This window comes from Calditrichota bacterium (assembly GCA_013152715.1).
In the GTDB taxonomy this organism is placed as follows: domain Bacteria; phylum Zhuqueibacterota; class Zhuqueibacteria; order Thermofontimicrobiales; family Thermofontimicrobiaceae; genus 4484-87.
Genome location: JAADFU010000175.1, coordinates 1 through 17,064, shown reverse-complemented (window position 1 = coordinate 17,064; position 17,064 = coordinate 1). Strand labels below are relative to the sequence as shown.

Here is a 17,064-nt window from a genome sequence, read left to right as displayed (position 1 = left end):
TCAAAAACTACGGCGTGATGACTGAAGAGATGAAGGCGGCGCTGGATAAATTGACCGATATTCCGGTGGATATTAAGCCGATTTATGAAGTGGGTGCGTAGAAAATTAACGGGTGACCTTTCAAAGGCTCAAAGCCTTTGAAAGGTTGGCTCTCTTTAAACAGCGTTTAACACCTGCTCTTCAGTAAGTGCAATATTTTTTATTATTTTTTGCTTGACAACGTTAGTCTTTTTGATTATAATAAAACATACCTGCGTATTTAAAAGTACGAGGAGCTAAAGGAAAATTCAAAAGATATCCACCCCGATCTTTCGCGAGAAAATTTTCCAGGCGCTCGGCGAGTCAATGAATTGGAAATCGCATGAGTAGTTAGAAATTCAAGCTATAAAGATGATGGGAAGAATCGTAACTGAGAAAAGGTGGATTCCTTACATTAGGAAAACCTAAAGTAAATGATGCAGCTCGTAAACTACAATCAGACATATTAAATCAGGAGGTTGCTAATGCGAACTATTGACATCAAAGAAGAAGCACATCATCTTTTGGAACAATTGCCGAAAAATGCAACATGGGACGATTTGATGTACAAAATCTATGTGCGGCAGGCAATCGAAGCCGGACTTGAAGATAGTGAAACTGGTCGAACCATTGATGTAAAAGATGTTCGTGCTAAATTTGGATTGTCGAAGTGAAAATACACTGGACAAACACAGCATTAGATCATCTGCTGGCAATTTACGAGTATATTGCGCAAGATTCATCCGTATATGCCCAGAGAACGGTCGATAGATTGACTCGGCGCTCAGAGCAAATTGCTACCTTTCCTTTGTCGGGGCATACGGTGCCAGAGTACGAGACAGAAGATATACGGGAAATAATAGAGAAACCATATCGAATTATTTATCGAATAAAGCCAGAACAAATAGATATTTTGGCAGTAATACACGGTGCACGATTATTACCTTTAGAGCTATGAATGGACGAAGATATTCCTGACAAATCTTTGTCCCTAAAAATCCCTTCTATGTGGGTCTTCAACAAAAGAAAAAGTGTCCCTGTTCAAAAAAGTAGGTTAATTTCGAAAAAGGTTCTTTGACCAACGCATTTTTGGCATTTAATTTATTTCAGTTATTTCACGGGTTCAGTGAGAAATAGATGCAAAAATGATGATTACACATTATGCCCCATGCCATCCATCCAACATGCTAAAAAGTTTCGGGCGTGTCTATAATCACCGCTTCAAAGGAGTTGACCGTTTAAAAAAACAGAATTCTTGCAATAGTTTAAAAAATTGCTTATATTATCTTGAAGCATGAGTAGGTCTCCTTAAATTATTTAATAAGACAATTAGTTTCCTTGCGGAGAATACAATACATTGATAAAATGAAAGGATGGTTTTAGTATGCCAAAGTATGCAAAGGTTATAGTTGAAAAGAATGCGCTACTGAGCGTACAGGAAAGCATCAGCATCGGCAAACAAATCCTTCAAAGAAAGCTCGCCGCTTACCTAATAAAAATCTCTAAATTTGAAAAGCAGAACGACATGGATACTGTCACCTTCAGGAAAAGATTTAACAAAGGCGAGTTAGGAGATAAAAAGGAATGGCTAAAGTGGGATCATTATGCCAGTGCTGTGAATTTATTAGAAAAAAAACTATCTGATCTTGAAGGTGTCAGATATGAATCCTGAATTGCGGCTAAAGGATATTTTGATAGCTTGCAAAATCGCAGATTGGTATAGCACGGATGTAACGATCGATTACGATCTTGACTTATCTTTAGGATTTCTGCTTGCCGATGGGAAAATTGTATTTCACAACGGTTCAATTCTGGAATTCACCGAATCAATAACACCGGGCAGATTCAAGTATCGATATCACTATATGGACGCAGAGGGCAATTTAATCTTTCGTTACGATAACGTCCCCCATCATCGCAAAATAGCGACATTTCCGAATCACAGGCATTATCCGGATACAGTGGTTGAGAGCGAACCGCTAGATTTAAGGCAAGTCATTGAGGAAATCATTAACATCATTGTCGATGAAAATTAACATCGGAAATTAGGCGCTAACCTCAATCAGCAGTCCACAATTCCAAATTATTTCACCAAGCACCGAACCCAAAAGACTCCCCCACATTAACGAAAAGACGTTGGTAGATTTTTGTCTTGCAACAGCTTCAGTCCCAAAAATCTGCAAAATCATCCCCACCAAAAAATTTGTATTGCATAATTGCTAATTTTTTCCTATAATAAGAGGTTTTATTTTCACCGAGCGGGAACCGAATTCTTTCTCTAAAATATAATAAAAACAATCTCCCGCTAATTTAGATTTTTGAAAGGAAGTATTAGAGCTGTTATGAATCCGAAATACATCAGAAATTTTTCCATCATCGCCCACATCGACCACGGCAAATCCACTCTGGCGGACAGATTGCTGGAGAAAACCGGCACGCTGCGCAAAGAGGACATGGTCGATCAGGTTTTGGACGACATGGATTTGGAGCGGGAACGCGGCATTACCATCAAGTCGCACGCGATTACAATGAATTACAAAGCGGGCGACGGCGCCAAGTACGCGCTCAATTTGATCGACACGCCGGGACACGTGGATTTTTCCTACGAAGTTTCGCGTAGTCTGGCAGCGTGCGAGGGCGCGTTATTAGTGATTGACGCGGCGCAGGGAATCGAGGCGCAGACCATCAGTAATTTGTATCTGGCACTGGAAAATGATCTGGAAATCATCCCGGTGATCAATAAAATCGACCTCGCCAGCGCGCGCGTAGATGAAGTGAAAACGCAAATCGTGGAAATTTTAGGCATTGACGAAAATGAAATTTTGCTCTGCAGCGCCAGGCAAGGTATCGGAATAGAAGAAATTCTGGAAGCAATTGTGAAACGAGTGCCGCCGCCAAAGGGAGATGCAAACGCGCCGTTACAAGCGCTCATTTTTGATTCAGTGTTTAATGCCTACCGCGGCGCCATCGCCTATATTCGGGTTTATCAGGGCGAAATTAAGCCGGATATGCAAATCAAATTTTTTGCGCATGACAAAACTTTTGAAGTGCAGGAAGTGGGAATTTTGCGCCTCAAAAACGTGCCCACGAACAAATTATCCGTCGGCGAGGTCGGTTACGTAATTGCCGGCGCCAAAGAAGTGCGCGACACGAAAGTCGGCGACACCATCACTTCGGTTCACAATCCGGATCCGCAACCGTTGCCCGGCTACCGCGACGTGAAACCGATGGTTTTCAGTAGCATGTTTCCTGCGGACAACGAGGATTACGAAGACCTGCGCGATGCGCTGGATAAATTGAAACTCAACGACGCTTCTCTCGTATTTGAACCTGAAAATTCCATCGCGCTGGGATTCGGTTTCCGCTGTGGTTTTTTGGGATTGCTGCATTTGGAAATTATTCAGGAGCGCCTGGAGCGAGAGTACAATTTAAATTTAGTGACCACGCTGCCGAGCGTGCAATTTCGGGTTCATAAGACTAACGGCGAAACGATTATCGTGGACAACCCAGCAAACTTGCCGAGCTCGACTTACATTGATTTTATTGAAGAACCTTATATTCGCGCCAGTATTTTGACGCCAACGGAATACATCGGCAATATTATGAAAATTTCTCAGGATCGGCGAGGGATTTATCTAAACACAGATTATATCGACCCCACGCGCGCGGATCTGCACTACAAGTTTCCGCTGACGGAGATCATTTACGATTTTTACGATAAATTAAAATCTGTTTCCCGAGGCTATGCTTCATTTGACTACGAATTTCTGGATTTTGAACGCGCTGATATGATCAAATTGGATATTCTCATCAACAAAGAGCCGGTGGACGCGTTGTCTATGATCATTCACCGTAGCAAGGGTTACGAATGGGGACGAAAATTGTGCGAGAAATTGAAAGAATTGATCCCGCGACAGATGTTTGAAATCGCCATTCAGGCGTCAATTGGCGGCAAGATAATCGCCAGAGAAAGCATTCGCGCGCTGCGTAAAAATGTCACGGCAAAGTGCTACGGCGGCGACATCACACGAAAACGTAAGCTATTGGAAAAACAAAAAGAAGGCAAAAAACGCATGAAGCAACTGGGCAGAGTGGAAGTCCCCCAGGAAGCGTTTTTAGCAGTACTCAAAGTAGATTGATTCAAAACAATTAGGAGTCTGAAGGTGATCGAAGCGATTGATTTAAGCAAAAAATACGACGGATTGTTAGCCGTCGATCACATCAATCTTCAGGTGCATAACGAGCTGTTTGTTTTTCTGGGTCCGAACGGCGCCGGAAAAACCACAACAATTAAAATGATGACCGGCTTGCTGCGCCCGAGTTCAGGAACGGTAAAAATCGAAGGTTATGATTTATTGGAACAGCCGGAAGAAGCAAAACGATTATTCGGATTAGTGCCGGACACACCGGTGCTCTACGAAAAGTTGACGCTGAAGGAATTTCTGGAATTCATCGGCTCGGTCTATGACGTGGACAGCGAAAATTTCAAACGGCGTTACAACCAGTTGGTCGAACTTTTTGATTTAAACGACCGCGTCGATGACCTGATTCAGAATTTCTCCCATGGCATGAAACAAAAGACGATCTTAGCAGCGGCGCTCATTCACGATCCGAAAGTGCTGTTTTTGGACGAACCCACGATGGGGCTTGATCCGAAAAGCGCAAGAAATTTGAAAGATTTACTGCGCGGATTAGTGCAAAAAAGCACCACAGTTTTTATGTCCACGCACATCCTGGAAATCGCGGAATCCATGTGCGATCGCGTCGCCATTATCAACAATGGCAAAATCGCCGCCATGGGCACCATGGACGAACTGCGGCTGAAATCAAAGAAACATGACAAATCCCTCGAAGATATTTTTCTCGATCTCACCGGAGGCAGCGAATATGACGAAGTGCTGAGATATCTGGAGGATAAATGAGATGGGGACGAAACATCTGTTTTTGCTGTTGAAAATACGCATTCGCTCTTTGCTCAATAGTTTTTTAAAAGCCAAATCCTCGCGCCGCGCCCAGATTATTTTCACTGCTCTGGCATTCATCACTTTGATTATTTCAGTTTTTGTCTTGTTCGGCGAGATTTTCACTACGCTCGCCGCCAACGGTCAGTTAGCGAAGCTGTTGCAAGATACAGTTTTGGGACTGGCGTTTTTAGGATTCTTTATTTTCATGCTCGTCAGCGGCGCCACCATGGCAATCCACTACTTGTTCGTTTCCACTGATTTGCCGCTGCTTCTGTCCAGTCCCATTTCCTTGCGCTCAATTTTCAATTACAAATTAATCGAAGCCATGGTTGCCAATTCCGGTTTTTTTCTGTTCGCCGGATTACCGGCATTTATTATGTACGGCGTGGCTGTACACGCCGGTTGGTACTACTACCCTTTCATGCTCCTTACCGCGCTTCTTTTTCTCGCGCTGCCGGTTTCCATTGCTTTTTTGAGTGCGTTATTGATTGTGAGATTGGTTCCGCCGCGTCGCGCCCGGGAAATGATGGCTATTTTACTGGCAATCATCTCTTTCGCCATCTGGGCTTCGCTGCAAATCTTTCGCTCTGACACTTTGCAGCCCGGCTCCAAAAATTTTAATCCGCAAACCATCGAGGCCTTGGCGCATATTTCTCATCATCCGCTTTTCTACATTTTACCTTCGACATGGGCAGCGAAAGCTCTTTCGGGTTTCGCCAATGGCGATTTTCTGCTAATCTTGACTAATTTCGTACCTCTGGCACTGGTTTTTTATATCATTTATCAGCTTATCATCAAATTAAGCTACAGCGCATTCAACAGCGGCATCTTGACTTCCCCCGATACAGCAACGATGAGACGAAAAAAGACACATCAAAAACATTCTAAATTTACTTACGCCGAAAATCATCACGGAAAACTATCTTCCACAATTTTCGCCGTCTTTCGCCGCGACTGGAAAATGTTCTTCAGAGATTCCCGGCAAGTGGCTAATCAACTTCTTTTGACCGCTATGCTGATTTTTTTACCCTTACTGCAAAAATCCAATGCCACCGGTTTGGAAAATATTTTAGCCCCTTATTTGAAAATTGCCTTTTTCGGCGCGCTGGTCTCTGTGTCCATGAGTTCCCGATTAATTCCTGTCGAAGAAAAATCCTTTTGGATCACCAAACTCATTCCCGATCATCAGCGATATCCTTTGCTGGGTAAATTCCTATTATCATTTTTGACCAACACGATCTCTATTTTAATCGCCGTTGTCGCAGTGGGGGTTTATCTAAAGCATCCGCCTTACATCATGACTATTGCCCTTTTAAGCGCTGTGATATTGTCCATGAGCTTTTCCGCTACCGGGCTTTTCATCGGTGCGCAATTCGGCCGTTTCGACTGGGACAATCCCAAACGAATGATTACGCAAACGGGCAGTTTTCTGATGCTGCTTGTCGCGTTATTGGTCGTGGCGGTTCTCGGCGGAATTGGCGTTTTGATCTATCTGCTGGGCAATTGGCTGCAAATTTCAGTCTGGGCGATGATTATCTTTGGCGGCGTGATTGAATTTATGCTTTCGGCTCTCGTTACAGCAGCTTTCATTAATTTCAGCGCGAGGAAATTGGAACGGCTGGAGTGGCAATTTTAATTTTCTGTGAACAAAAAATTTATTATCGAGTATAAATCAATTAAATTAAGCAAATACAAATTTCGTGTGAAACCAGAGGAAGAGAATGGCCAGAAAACCCGCGCGTAATAAAGGCATTGTACGCGAATACGCCGAAGCAATTATTGTGGCTCTGATTGCTGCATTCATTCTGCGAATTTTTGTCATTCAGGCATTTCGCATCCCCACCGGCTCGATGAAAGACACCCTGCTCGTCGGTGATTTTTTGTTAGTGAACAAATTTATCTACGGCGTCCGCACGCCGGACAGAATTCCGCTGATCGATGCAAAAATCCCCCATTTCCGTCTGCCGGCAGTCAAAGAGCCGAAACCCGGCGATATTATCGTTTTCAAATATCCGTTGGATGAAAAATTGGATTATATCAAGCGCTGCATGGCTGTCGGAGGCCAAACCATTGAAGTGCGGAAAGGATTGGTGTATGTGGATGGCAAGCCTGAAGGGAAATACCAATTTATCGAACAAAAATATGATCCGGTCGAAGGTGAATACATCAAATATTACAAAGTCACGCGAGAAAACGGAAAAGTTTACACCATTCGGCGTTACGCCCGAGTGAATATGGAGAACGACAATTTCGGTCCGGTGAAAGTGCCGCCAGGCTATCTTTTCGGCATGGGCGACAATCGCGACAACAGTGCGGACAGCCGATCGTGGGGATTCATTCCGCGGGATAATATTTTGGGCGAAGCGCTGATTATCTATTTCTCCTGGGACAGCCATGTGCCGCTGTACAAATTCTACAAAAAAATTCGCTTTCGAAGATTAGCAAAATTGATTAAATAGAGTGAACTATTTTCAGGAGACCACGACTTTCGAGCCGTGGTTTTTCTTTTTGTAAATAAAAATTGCCGCTAATATTCCAAGACTTGAAGTTCAAATTTTAAAACCACCAGACACGAAGAAAAAAATTTGTGTAATACCATTTAACAACAATACCATTAAATTTTTTTCTAATTGTTTTGTCAGTAATGGTATTGTCAAAGTATTTTTGCTCCAAGACCACAATAATAGGAAGAAAGAATTTGGCTATCTATGAAGCTAAAGAATTCTTTGAGTCTTTGAGCCTTCGAGGCGCAAGAGAATCTTTGCAATGAAAAAATTCGGAATTTACCTGCACATCCCTTTTTGCCGACGAAAATGCGAGTACTGTGATTTTTACTCCATCGCGGACAAACCGAAGTTGCGTCAGCTTTTCGTTGAAGCGGCGGTTCGGGAAATCGAATTTTATCGCGAACATGCCGCACTCTCGCAACAGACAGTCACTTCGATCTATTTTGGCGGTGGCACGCCTTCTCTGCTGGAAGACAAACAAATCTCGCAATTGCTGGAAACAATTCAACGATCATTCCCGGTGAGTTGCGATTGTGAAATTTCTCTGGAAGCCAATCCGGAATCCCTGTCACTGGAAAAATTGACATTTCTCAAAGAAATCGGCTTCAATCGTATCAGCATCGGCGCCCAGTCCTTCGACGATAACGAGCTCAAAAAATTAGGCAGAATTCACTCGGCCGCCCAGGCAAAAAAAGCCGTGGAATGGGCAAAATCGGCAGGGTTTGAAAATATCAGCCTCGATTTGATTTTTGCCATTCCCGGACAAACGCCTGCACGATGGCGGTCAAATATAAGGCAGGCGCGTGAACTTCAACCGCAGCACATTTCCACCTACTGTCTCACTTACGAACCGGAAACCGAATTCGGGGAAAAATTGCAAAGCGGAGCTCTCAAAAAAATTTCCGAAGAAACGGAACGTATCATGTATCTGGAAACGATAGATTTTCTGGAAAAACATAACTTTATCCACTACGAAATTTCCAACTTCGCCAAAGAAAACCAGACCTGTCGCCACAATCAAACTTACTGGGATCTTTCGCCTTATCTGGGCATTGGGCCTTCTGCGCATTCTTACTGGAAAAATCACCGCCAATGGAACGTGCGCTCGGTTGTGAAATACATCGAAAAACTGACTTCAGGAAATTTGCCTGTGGAAGACCAAGAAAATCTGTCCCCAGAGCAGAAAGAGCTGGAATACATTTTTTTGCGGCTGCGAACCAGAGAAGGCATTTCATTAGAAAATTACCGCAAACTATCCGGAAAAGATTTTCTTTCTTCCCACGAATCAACTATCCAGAAACTTTCCAGTCATCCGGACGCACCCCTTTTTGAAATCGAAGATAATCGCTTTTTTCTCACTCCGGCGGGATTTGTTTTGTTTGATGAGATTTGTGGGATGTTTGCCAGCGACTTAAATTATCAGCACATTCGGGCCTCAAATTAAAAAAATGTCTTTTTAAAAAAAGTACAAAAAAGTGTTGCATTTGCAGAATTTAATCCGTATATTGGATTTGTTAATTAATTGTACGTTGTTTTTCTGCTTTATGATTGTTGTGAACTGATCGTTCAAAAAACATCTTTCACAGATTTGGTCAAATCGTAGAGAATGGTGCAAACAACTGTTCAATGCGATTTTTTTGTTTGACAACAAGCGATAACAGTGACGTACGAAACAAAGGTTTTTTTACAAAGGAATAGTTCAATGGAAAAAGGAACTGTCAAATGGTTTAATGCCTCTAAGGGCTACGGTTTTATCACTCGCGAACAGGGCGGAGACGTTTTTGTTCACTACAAATCAATCGAAGGCGATGGATTCAAGGCGCTGGACGAAGGTGAAATGGTAGAGTTTGAAGTCGAGAACAGTCCCAAGGGTCTGCAGGCGACCAACGTCACGAAAATATAGTTCAAACGGACTACTATAAACCCCGATCATAACCGGTCGGGGTTTTTTATTGGCCGAAATATTTTTTCATAGAAGCGCTGAGTCCCTCTGCTATTTGCTGACAAATGAAATGCAAACGAAATTGTTTTTTCCGATTATTTCATTGACTTATTCCCTATTAATTTATTATATTATAAAATCTTTGTCGAACTCAGAGTTCTTTATGAAAAATTTATATAAGCGGCTCGACATTTTCAAGTGCAAATCTCTGGGACACCAGCAATTCAAAAACCGCGTCTCTGTTTATCACGTACTGCGCGCGCGAAAGTGCTACCCCCAGGGATGCATTTATTTTCAATGGAAATGCAAATTATTCAATAAAGGAAAATCGTGCGCGCGCGGCTATCGCTTTGTCGGCAGAAAATGTTTTGGCTGTAAACATTTCTACGATGAAAAAATCAACAATCAGCCGGCTTTGCAGCTTACGGACGAAGAATATTCTTCTTTTCTGGCAGAGCTCGACAATTTTGAAGACTGGGTTCGCGAGACAGATCATCACAAGCTCGACATCGAGGGAGAAATCGTCTCGGTCAAGCCAGCACTGATGAAAACCATTCAGCACAAAAGCAGTCGTTTAACTTTGTCCGGCTATTTCATTCATTTCAGCGAAACTTTTGTTGGCAGAACGCACTGGGAAGATCATTGCTACGCTTTCGTTTATCCGGATCAGCAAAAACGATTTCAATTTGCTCCGGGAGATCGGTTTGAATATCGGGCTACCGTGCAATTTGAGCGCGGCAGATTGGTGTTCAAAAAATTGCACCGGATCGAATTCGTCGAACGTTCGGGAAGGCCCACATGGACAAGCAGCCAGGCGCTGGTGACTAAATTCACGGTCGTTTCCCTGAATAAGCAACAAAACAAGTGCCTTCATTGTCGTTACGGCGTTTTAGTGGATGTCTTGGATTACACTCGTTCCACCCGGCAAAAACGACGGGATTTAATGTGCCTGAAATCGGTGCAAAACCCCGAGGATTGTATTTTTCATCTTGAGGATCAACTCATCGAGTTGGCTGAACAATGCGGACAGGGAGCCGAGACAAACATTCTTTGAAGAAAATAATCAAAAATCTGAATACATAAATGTCAAGGAGGTTTACTTCAGTTATGGCAAAAGGAATCACGAAACGGAGCGAGGACTATTCACGCTGGTACACGGACATCGTGACGCAAGCCAAATTAGCGGACTATTCACCGGTAAAAGGCTGCATGGTGATTCGTCCGAATGGCTATGCGATCTGGGAAAATATGCAAGCTGTTTTAGATAAAATGTTCAAAGAAACAGGCCACGAAAACGCCTACTTTCCGCTGTTCATTCCGGAAAGTTTCATGAAAAAAGAAGCCGATCACGTTGAAGGTTTTGCTCCGGAGTGCGCTGTGGTAACTCATGGCGGCGGGAAGAAATTGGAAGAACCGCTCATGGTGCGTCCGACTTCGGAAACGATCATCTGGGCCATGTACAAAAAATGGATTCAGTCGTATCGCGATCTGCCGATTTTGTACAATCAATGGGCAAATGTCGTGCGCTGGGAAATGAGAACCCGACTTTTTCTGCGAACGACCGAATTCCTCTGGCAGGAAGGTCACACGGCACATGCCGCAATGGAAGAAGCCGAAGAAGAGGCGCTGAAAATTCTCAATATTTACACTAAATTCGCCGAAGAATACATGGCAATGCCGGTCATCCAGGGCGTGAAAACCGAAAATGAAAAATTTGCCGGCGCGGTGCATACTTACAGCATCGAAGCCATGATGCAGGATCACAAGGCGCTGCAGGCAGGCACTTCGCACAATCTGGGACAAAATTTTGCCAAAGCATTCGACGTCACTTTTCAAGATGAGGATTTGCAGGTGAAATACGTTTACGCGACGAGTTGGGGCGTATCAACGCGACTCGTTGGCGCGCTGATTATGACGCACAGCGACGACAAGGGTTTGATTGTGCCGCCCAAGTTAGCGCCCATCGAAGTTGTCATTATTCCCATCAGCAAAGGTGGCGAAGAACGAGAGAAAATTTTAGCCTACATCGAGCAGATTACCATCGCCTGGAACGGTAAATTCCGCTTCAAAGTGGACGACCGCGAGGGGTATCGCCCCGGCTGGAAATTTAATGAGTGGGAATTGCAGGGCGTGCCGCTGCGGCTGGAGATTGGTCCCCGCGATCTGGAGAAACAGCAAGCCACCATGGTACGCCGCGATACCGGAGAAAAATCTGCCGTACCGCAGGACTCTCTTGCTGACACCATCGAAACGACACTTGAAACAATCCAGCGCGATCTGTACAAACGCGCTCTGGAGATGCGCGAGCAATACACTTTCATGGCCGATGATTACGAGAAATTCAAAAAACAGATTGACGATCCGGGCGGATTTTTCTGGGTTCACTGGTGCGGCGATGCCGCTTGCGAGGAAAAACTGCAGCAGGAAACCAAAGCCACCATTCGCTGCATCCCGCTGGAAAACCCGCACCAAGAAGAAGGCAAATGTCTGATCTGCGGCAAATCTTCAAAAGAAAGAGTCATTGTGTCAAAGGCGTATTGATCATCGACATTAGCTGAAGAAGTACGAAAAAGTTAAGTTTTAAAGAAACATTTCTCAAGTTCAAGCGTCTAATTAACTGGGTTTGGGGACGAAATTGGTTTCGACGGGGGTTGAGGGGTTACAGACTGCATACCGAGGTCCTGGTTCCTCGCAAAACTGCCTGGAAACAAATGTAAACGCAGACAATTATGCGTATGCTTTGGCTGCCTAATTAGCAGCCCGTGTTGATTGAGTTTCGCCCGTCAAACTCATTCAACGCGACGACAACGACGGGATAGTTTCTTTGTTCGCCTGAGGCAAAGAAGCGAAATTTTATCAGGCTGGCTTTCCTTGAGATTTGTTTGCTGCTCTCGGGGAAGCGAGATTTGAGCGACAAACTAAGTATGTAGATGTCTGTAATACCGGACCTTCGGACGCGGGTTCGACTCCCGCCGTCTCCACAAGACAATTTTTTAGTGACAAAATGTTCTTCGCATTCAGAAGGAAATTTCATTTAAGCGAACGTATTAATAAAACTTTCTTCTTGATATTCATAATTCTTCTCTAAAATATCATTTTTTCACATTTGATTTTCCTCTATGATATTTCGTCTTGATGAATTTGCAACGAAGATTCGGCAATTAACAATTTATTGAAGCAGACAAAACGGATTTGCCAAAAAATTATGGGGGAAAGGTGATGAGTAAATTTCGTGCTATCCGAATTTTCCTTTTTATTCTGATTTCATTTCTTTTTATTTTTTCAACTAACCTGCTCCACGCCAAGCCTATTTTAATCATCCTCACCGACATCGGCGGCGATCCGGACGATCAGCAATCTCTGGTGCGCTTGCTTGTTTACGCCAATGAATTTAACATCAAGGGCATCATTCTCAAACACTGGAAGGGATATGGTGATGAAGGTTTTACGCCGCAGGAACAGTACAATTTGACAAAATCTTACATCAATGCCTACGGCAACGTCGTGGGAAATTTATCCCAGCACGCCAGCGGTTATCCCAGCGAAAGTTATTTGCTGAGCACCATCAAGCGCGGCGGAATAAATGTACCCTGGACGTTAGACAATTCGTACATCTCCAACATCATGAACAAAGTCATAGGCCCCGGCAAAGACACCGAAGGCTCCGACTGGATCATCCAGGTAGTGGATAATGCCGGCAACGCAAAAGTGAACATCGCTGCCTGGGGCGGAACCTCTGACTTGGCGCAGGCATTGTGGAAAGTAAAAAATACGCGCAGTATCAGCCAAGTGGATGCTTTCGTGAGCAAATTGCGCGTTTACTCCATCGAGGACCAGGATGATGGCGGGCACTGGATTTGTGATAATTTTCCTGACATTTTTTATGTTTACGCTCATTCTCGCGACAATGTGATTCTGCACGGCTCGTACCGCGGCATGTATCTCGGCGGTGATGAAAGTTTAACTTCATCAAATTGGGTGAGATCGAACGTTAGCTCAGGACATGGCTCTCTGGGCAATAAATATCCCATGCAAGCTTACACCGAACCGAATCCTTACGACTGCATGAAAGAAGGAGACACTCCCTCATGGCTTTATTTTCTAGAAAATGGATTAAATGATCCCTCGCACCCAAATTACGGTGGCTGGGGTGGCAGGTTCAGTAGAAACGGCAGTTTTTATCAGGACACAAAAGATCGCGTCAATGGCGACTACAGCGGCAGAGCCACTGTTTGGCGCTGGCGCGAAGATTTTCAAAACGATTTTGCCGCGCGAATGGATTGGTGCGTAAAATCATATTCCAACGCCAATCATAATCCACAGGCAAAAATTTCCGGATCGACGAGGCCGACTGTGGTTTCGGGCGAGTTAATTACACTCAGCGCTTCAGGTTCATCCGATCCAGACGGAAATTCACTATCGTACGAGTGGATTTATTATCCTGGTACCGGCTCGTTTTCCGGCACTTTTTCTCTGCCGGATGACAGAGGAAAAACTATCTCTTTTTACGCACCTTACGTTTCATCCAGCAGAACAATGCACATCATTCTGCGCGTCAAAGACAACGGTAATCCGCCGCTGGTGGATTACGAGCGAGTTATCTTGACAATCAATTCCGGCGAGGCGAAATTTCACATTGCCGGAAAAACAACATATTTTGATAATGACAATCCCATCCCTGACGCACGCGTTGTCTTGAGCGGCGGCGCCGATTTGACCTCATTTACCAGTATGAGCGGCGATTTCCGCTTTGACAATTTAGATGGCAACAAATCGTATTCATTCCGCCCCTTTAAATCTGCCGGCGAAGATATCGGAAAATATGCGATTTTCGGCTACGACGCCGCTCTGGTTGCGCGCGCTGCCATCGAGTTGATATCCCTATCTTCGGAGCAGCGCATCGCGGCAGATGTTGATAACGATGGTCAAATTACTCTCATGGACGCAGTGCACATTTCCCGCTACGCCGTCGGCTTGCCGGCCTTGGAAGACTCGCACGTGGCAGAATGGGAATTTCTGCCGGCGCACATTGAACTTTCTAATCTTTCTGCTAATAAATACGACCAGAATTTCAGCGGAATTGTTTTGGGAAATGTCCACGGCAACTGGCAGCAGCCAAACGGCGACAATGAATTTCCCAAGCCAATAAATCTCGTATCAACTACTGCGACTGAAGTGCATGCGGGCGAGAGTTTCTGCATTCCCGTGATTTTGGCTGGCCTCGATTCGGTGATTTCATTTGACCTAAATATCGATTTTGATCCCGATTTGCTGAATTTAGAAAATATCGAATCAGCGGCGGATTTTGCAGGATTTCAAATCGTCCATTATGAGAATCATGAGGGGAAACTCAAAATTTGCGCTTTCGGCACTGTTCCAGTTTACAACGCAGGCGAAGCATTGTTCATTCATTTCACAGTCAAAAAATCTTCCGCGCCGGAAACGCAAGTCAAATTTTCAAAGTTAATCATCAATCAGAATCATTTCTTCAAGCAGACACATCACATCCGATTACTGGATTTTCAGCAAGAATTGCCAGAAAAATATGCTTTGCACCAGTGTTATCCCAATCCCTTTCAATTTCAGGAGAACCTTTCAATTGATTTTTCATTGCCCCGGAACGACAAAGTTGAATTTTTCATTTTCAACACATTGGGGCAGATTGTCCGGCATTTTGGGCAGACAGAAATGCATGCCGGCATTCACAAATTGTTCTGGGACGGCAGAAATGACGCGGGACAGATTGCGAGCCCGGGAATTTATTTTTATCAAATGAAAACAGAGCAGTTCTCGGCGGTGAGGAAATTATTGATTGTGCGATAGTGCAAAACTATTTTTGTAAATAACTCATAGTTTTAAATATGGAGTGCTTTGCCTTTAAGCGCTGCACTCCGTATCAAAAAGCGCTTTAATTTAAACCTAAAACTCCCACTCCACGCCAAAAATCGGCAGCACTCCCCATTGATAAACTTTTTCCTGTTTCTGCCTTTTGTCATTCCAGAAGTAGTTGGCGACGTTTTTGCGATTATAAGCATTCCACACGCTAAAATAAAAAACGATGTTCGATTTGCTCAAAAGAAAGCGGCGATCAACGCGGAGATTCATTGAGTGGTAGTCGGGATAGCGAATTTCGTTGACTCGGTGCTCATCATACACTGCGCGATGATTTAATTTTGATTTTTCGATGTCAATGGGCGTGTAGGGCACGCCGCCGGCGTAAATCCAACGCATACTGAATTCCCACTTTTTGTTCGGTTTATAGCCGCCTTCCAGGCTGAAAGTCACGCGATTATCATAACTCCGATCTCGCCACTCATTATCCAAGCCCAGATAACGCGATTTGAAATAAGCGAAACTCACCAGCCCATAAACATTTTGCGCCAGTTTTTTTTGTATCATCAACTCAATCCCTTTTGATTCTGCTTTTCCTTTGTCCAGAAGCTGCTGATAGTTATTAAAAAAATCCTGATCAATGACAAAGATTGCCGGTTGCTGTGGGTCTAACGGAAAATTTCTGTAATTTTTCTGATAAACTTCTATCGTCAATTTGGTATTTTCCGTTATCAGATGCTCAATGCCCAAAATATAATGGATCGCTTTCAGACTTTTCAAATTTTTAAAACTTTCATTTTGAGAAAGCAACAGCAAGGGAAGATGTTGATAAAATATTCCGGTTGAAAAATTGATTGCTGTTTTTTGAGTGAGTTGATAATGACTGCCAAACCTCGGCGAAATGACCGTATTTTCAGTATAAGAGAAAAAATCCGTGCGCAGCCCGGCTGTAATAGTTAGCCGATTTACCGGATTTACAATGTAATTCAAAAAGCCTCCGACCAAATGTGCCGTTATTTCCTTTTCTAAATACAGTTCAGGCACATTCTCGCCTGTAGTGTTGGTCGAAGCAGCATACCAATTGTTGTATTTTTCTGTGATCCGCTTTGCTTCCACGCCAAACTCGACAGAGTGGTTTTTGTTAATTTTGAAATGATTTATATTGCGAAACTTGATCATTTGCTCGCTTGTTCTGTTTTTGACATCGTATTTGCCGGTAGTCGTTTCATACCAATCTTCATCGTAGTTATTTACCGTGGCAGCTAATGAAACATTTGAATAGCCGTGTTTCCCCCATATAGCCTGCCAGTTCATGCCAACCGTGCGTTGAATTAAATCCTGCCTCCCGAAATGAGTCATGAAATTTTCTTCTGCTGTCTCTCTGTCGGGCGCATTGTGGTCTTCCGAAAAAATTCCCAGCAAAGTTAACTTATGGTTAGTATTCAGATCAAGAACCACTTTTCCCTGCAAATCCCCATAAATTGGCGCTATTGAGGAGCCAACGTCGAACCAATTGATCACATAATCCAGATAACTTCGGCGAGCTGAAAAAAGCCAGGAGCCTTTTTCGCTAAATAAAGGACCTTCTGCCACGCCGCCGAAACCAGCCCAGTTTAAATCAAGTTGTCCGTCAAATTCATTTCTGTTGCCCTCGCGAAATTTGATGTCCATGATTGAAGATAATTTATCTCCGAATGTAGCATTAAATCCGCCGGTTAAAAATGTGACGTCTCGAATGAAATCCACATTTAAAATACCAATGGGCCCGCCCGATGCGGCTTGCTGCGGGAAATGGTTGATA

The 17,064-nt window shown here is 43.8% G+C and carries 14 protein-coding genes and 1 other RNA gene; 14 read left to right on the top strand and 1 reads right to left on the bottom strand.

Annotation, left to right across the window (positions count from 1 at the left end; translation table 11 throughout):
• Positions 1-503 precede the first annotated feature (503 nt).
• The 14 genes from GXO74_13035 (at position 504) to GXO74_12970 (ending at position 15,254) form a co-directional block, all read left to right on the top strand.
• Entirely contained in the window at positions 504-692 is a 189-nt protein-coding gene (locus GXO74_13035) for a hypothetical protein (protein NOZ62588.1), read from the top strand.
• Positions 689-976: a type II toxin-antitoxin system RelE/ParE family toxin gene (locus GXO74_13030; protein NOZ62587.1), complete on the top strand. Its 288-nt coding sequence runs from the start codon at positions 689-691 to the stop codon at positions 974-976. Before GXO74_13035 ends, GXO74_13030 begins: the two co-directional genes overlap by 4 nt.
• Positions 977-1,402: 426 nt before the next feature.
• Positions 1,403-1,690: a hypothetical protein gene (locus GXO74_13025; GenBank protein NOZ62586.1), complete on the top strand. Its 288-nt coding sequence runs from the start codon at positions 1,403-1,405 to the stop codon at positions 1,688-1,690.
• A 64-nt stretch (positions 1,691-1,754) separates the two neighbouring features.
• A complete protein-coding gene (locus tag GXO74_13020; GenBank protein ID NOZ62585.1) occupies positions 1,755-2,054 on the top strand; it encodes a hypothetical protein in 300 nt (99 codons plus the stop codon).
• Positions 2,055-2,360: 306 nt separating this feature from the next.
• Positions 2,361-4,157, top strand: coding sequence for an elongation factor 4 (gene lepA / locus GXO74_13015; GenBank protein ID NOZ62584.1), 1,797 nt, complete (start codon positions 2,361-2,363; stop codon positions 4,155-4,157).
• 18 nt (positions 4,158-4,175) lie between these two features.
• Positions 4,176-4,940, top strand: coding sequence for an ABC transporter ATP-binding protein (locus tag GXO74_13010; protein ID NOZ62583.1), 765 nt, complete (start codon positions 4,176-4,178; stop codon positions 4,938-4,940).
• A gap of 1 nt (position 4,941) precedes the next feature.
• Positions 4,942-6,618: a hypothetical protein gene (locus GXO74_13005; protein ID NOZ62582.1), complete on the top strand. Its 1,677-nt coding sequence runs from the start codon at positions 4,942-4,944 to the stop codon at positions 6,616-6,618.
• Positions 6,619-6,703: 85 nt separating this feature from the next.
• A complete protein-coding gene (gene lepB / locus GXO74_13000; protein NOZ62581.1) occupies positions 6,704-7,441 on the top strand; it encodes a signal peptidase I in 738 nt (245 codons plus the stop codon).
• Positions 7,442-7,748: 307 nt separating this feature from the next.
• The gene (gene hemW / locus GXO74_12995) at positions 7,749-8,933 is read left to right on the top strand and encodes a radical SAM family heme chaperone HemW (GenBank protein ID NOZ62580.1); all 1,185 of its coding nucleotides are present in this window, start codon (positions 7,749-7,751) and stop codon (positions 8,931-8,933) included.
• A 258-nt stretch (positions 8,934-9,191) separates the two neighbouring features.
• Positions 9,192-9,392, top strand: a complete 201-nt coding sequence (locus GXO74_12990) for a cold shock domain-containing protein (GenBank protein ID NOZ62579.1) — start codon at positions 9,192-9,194, stop codon at positions 9,390-9,392.
• Between the two features lie 202 nt (positions 9,393-9,594).
• On the top strand, positions 9,595-10,485 hold the full coding sequence (locus GXO74_12985; protein NOZ62578.1) for a hypothetical protein: 891 nt from the start codon (positions 9,595-9,597) through the stop codon (positions 10,483-10,485).
• A 53-nt stretch (positions 10,486-10,538) separates the two neighbouring features.
• Positions 10,539-11,972 (top strand): proline--tRNA ligase, encoded by a 1,434-nt coding sequence (locus GXO74_12980; protein ID NOZ62577.1) that lies wholly within the window; start codon positions 10,539-10,541, stop codon positions 11,970-11,972.
• Positions 11,973-12,056: 84 nt separating this feature from the next.
• Positions 12,057-12,415, top strand: a transfer-messenger RNA (tmRNA) gene (gene ssrA, locus GXO74_12975).
• A 235-nt stretch (positions 12,416-12,650) separates the two neighbouring features.
• On the top strand, positions 12,651-15,254 hold the full coding sequence (locus tag GXO74_12970; GenBank protein ID NOZ62576.1) for a DUF1593 domain-containing protein: 2,604 nt from the start codon (positions 12,651-12,653) through the stop codon (positions 15,252-15,254).
• A gap of 96 nt (positions 15,255-15,350) precedes the next feature.
• On the opposite strand, the gene GXO74_12965 is transcribed toward GXO74_12970, so the two are convergent.
• Positions 15,351-17,064: TonB-dependent receptor (locus GXO74_12965; GenBank protein ID NOZ62575.1), on the bottom strand; the 1,714-nt coding region annotated here is incomplete at its 5' end.

Excerpts from the sequence above, each read along its gene's own strand:
- GXO74_13035 (NOZ62588.1), top strand. The coding sequence starts at position 504 with ATGCGAACTATTGACATCAAAGAAGAAGCACATCATCTTTTGGAACAA.
- GXO74_13025 (NOZ62586.1), top strand. The coding sequence starts at position 1,403 with ATGCCAAAGTATGCAAAGGTTATAGTTGAAAAGAATGCGCTACTGAGC.
- lepA (NOZ62584.1), top strand. The coding sequence starts at position 2,361 with ATGAATCCGAAATACATCAGAAATTTTTCCATCATCGCCCACATCGAC.
- GXO74_13005 (NOZ62582.1), top strand. The coding sequence starts at position 4,942 with ATGGGGACGAAACATCTGTTTTTGCTGTTGAAAATACGCATTCGCTCT.
- lepB (NOZ62581.1), top strand. The coding sequence starts at position 6,704 with ATGGCCAGAAAACCCGCGCGTAATAAAGGCATTGTACGCGAATACGCC.
- hemW (NOZ62580.1), top strand. The coding sequence starts at position 7,749 with ATGAAAAAATTCGGAATTTACCTGCACATCCCTTTTTGCCGACGAAAA.
- GXO74_12990 (NOZ62579.1), top strand. The coding sequence starts at position 9,192 with ATGGAAAAAGGAACTGTCAAATGGTTTAATGCCTCTAAGGGCTACGGT.
- GXO74_12985 (NOZ62578.1), top strand. The coding sequence starts at position 9,595 with ATGAAAAATTTATATAAGCGGCTCGACATTTTCAAGTGCAAATCTCTG.
- GXO74_12980 (NOZ62577.1), top strand. The coding sequence starts at position 10,539 with ATGGCAAAAGGAATCACGAAACGGAGCGAGGACTATTCACGCTGGTAC.
- GXO74_12970 (NOZ62576.1), top strand. The coding sequence starts at position 12,651 with ATGAGTAAATTTCGTGCTATCCGAATTTTCCTTTTTATTCTGATTTCA.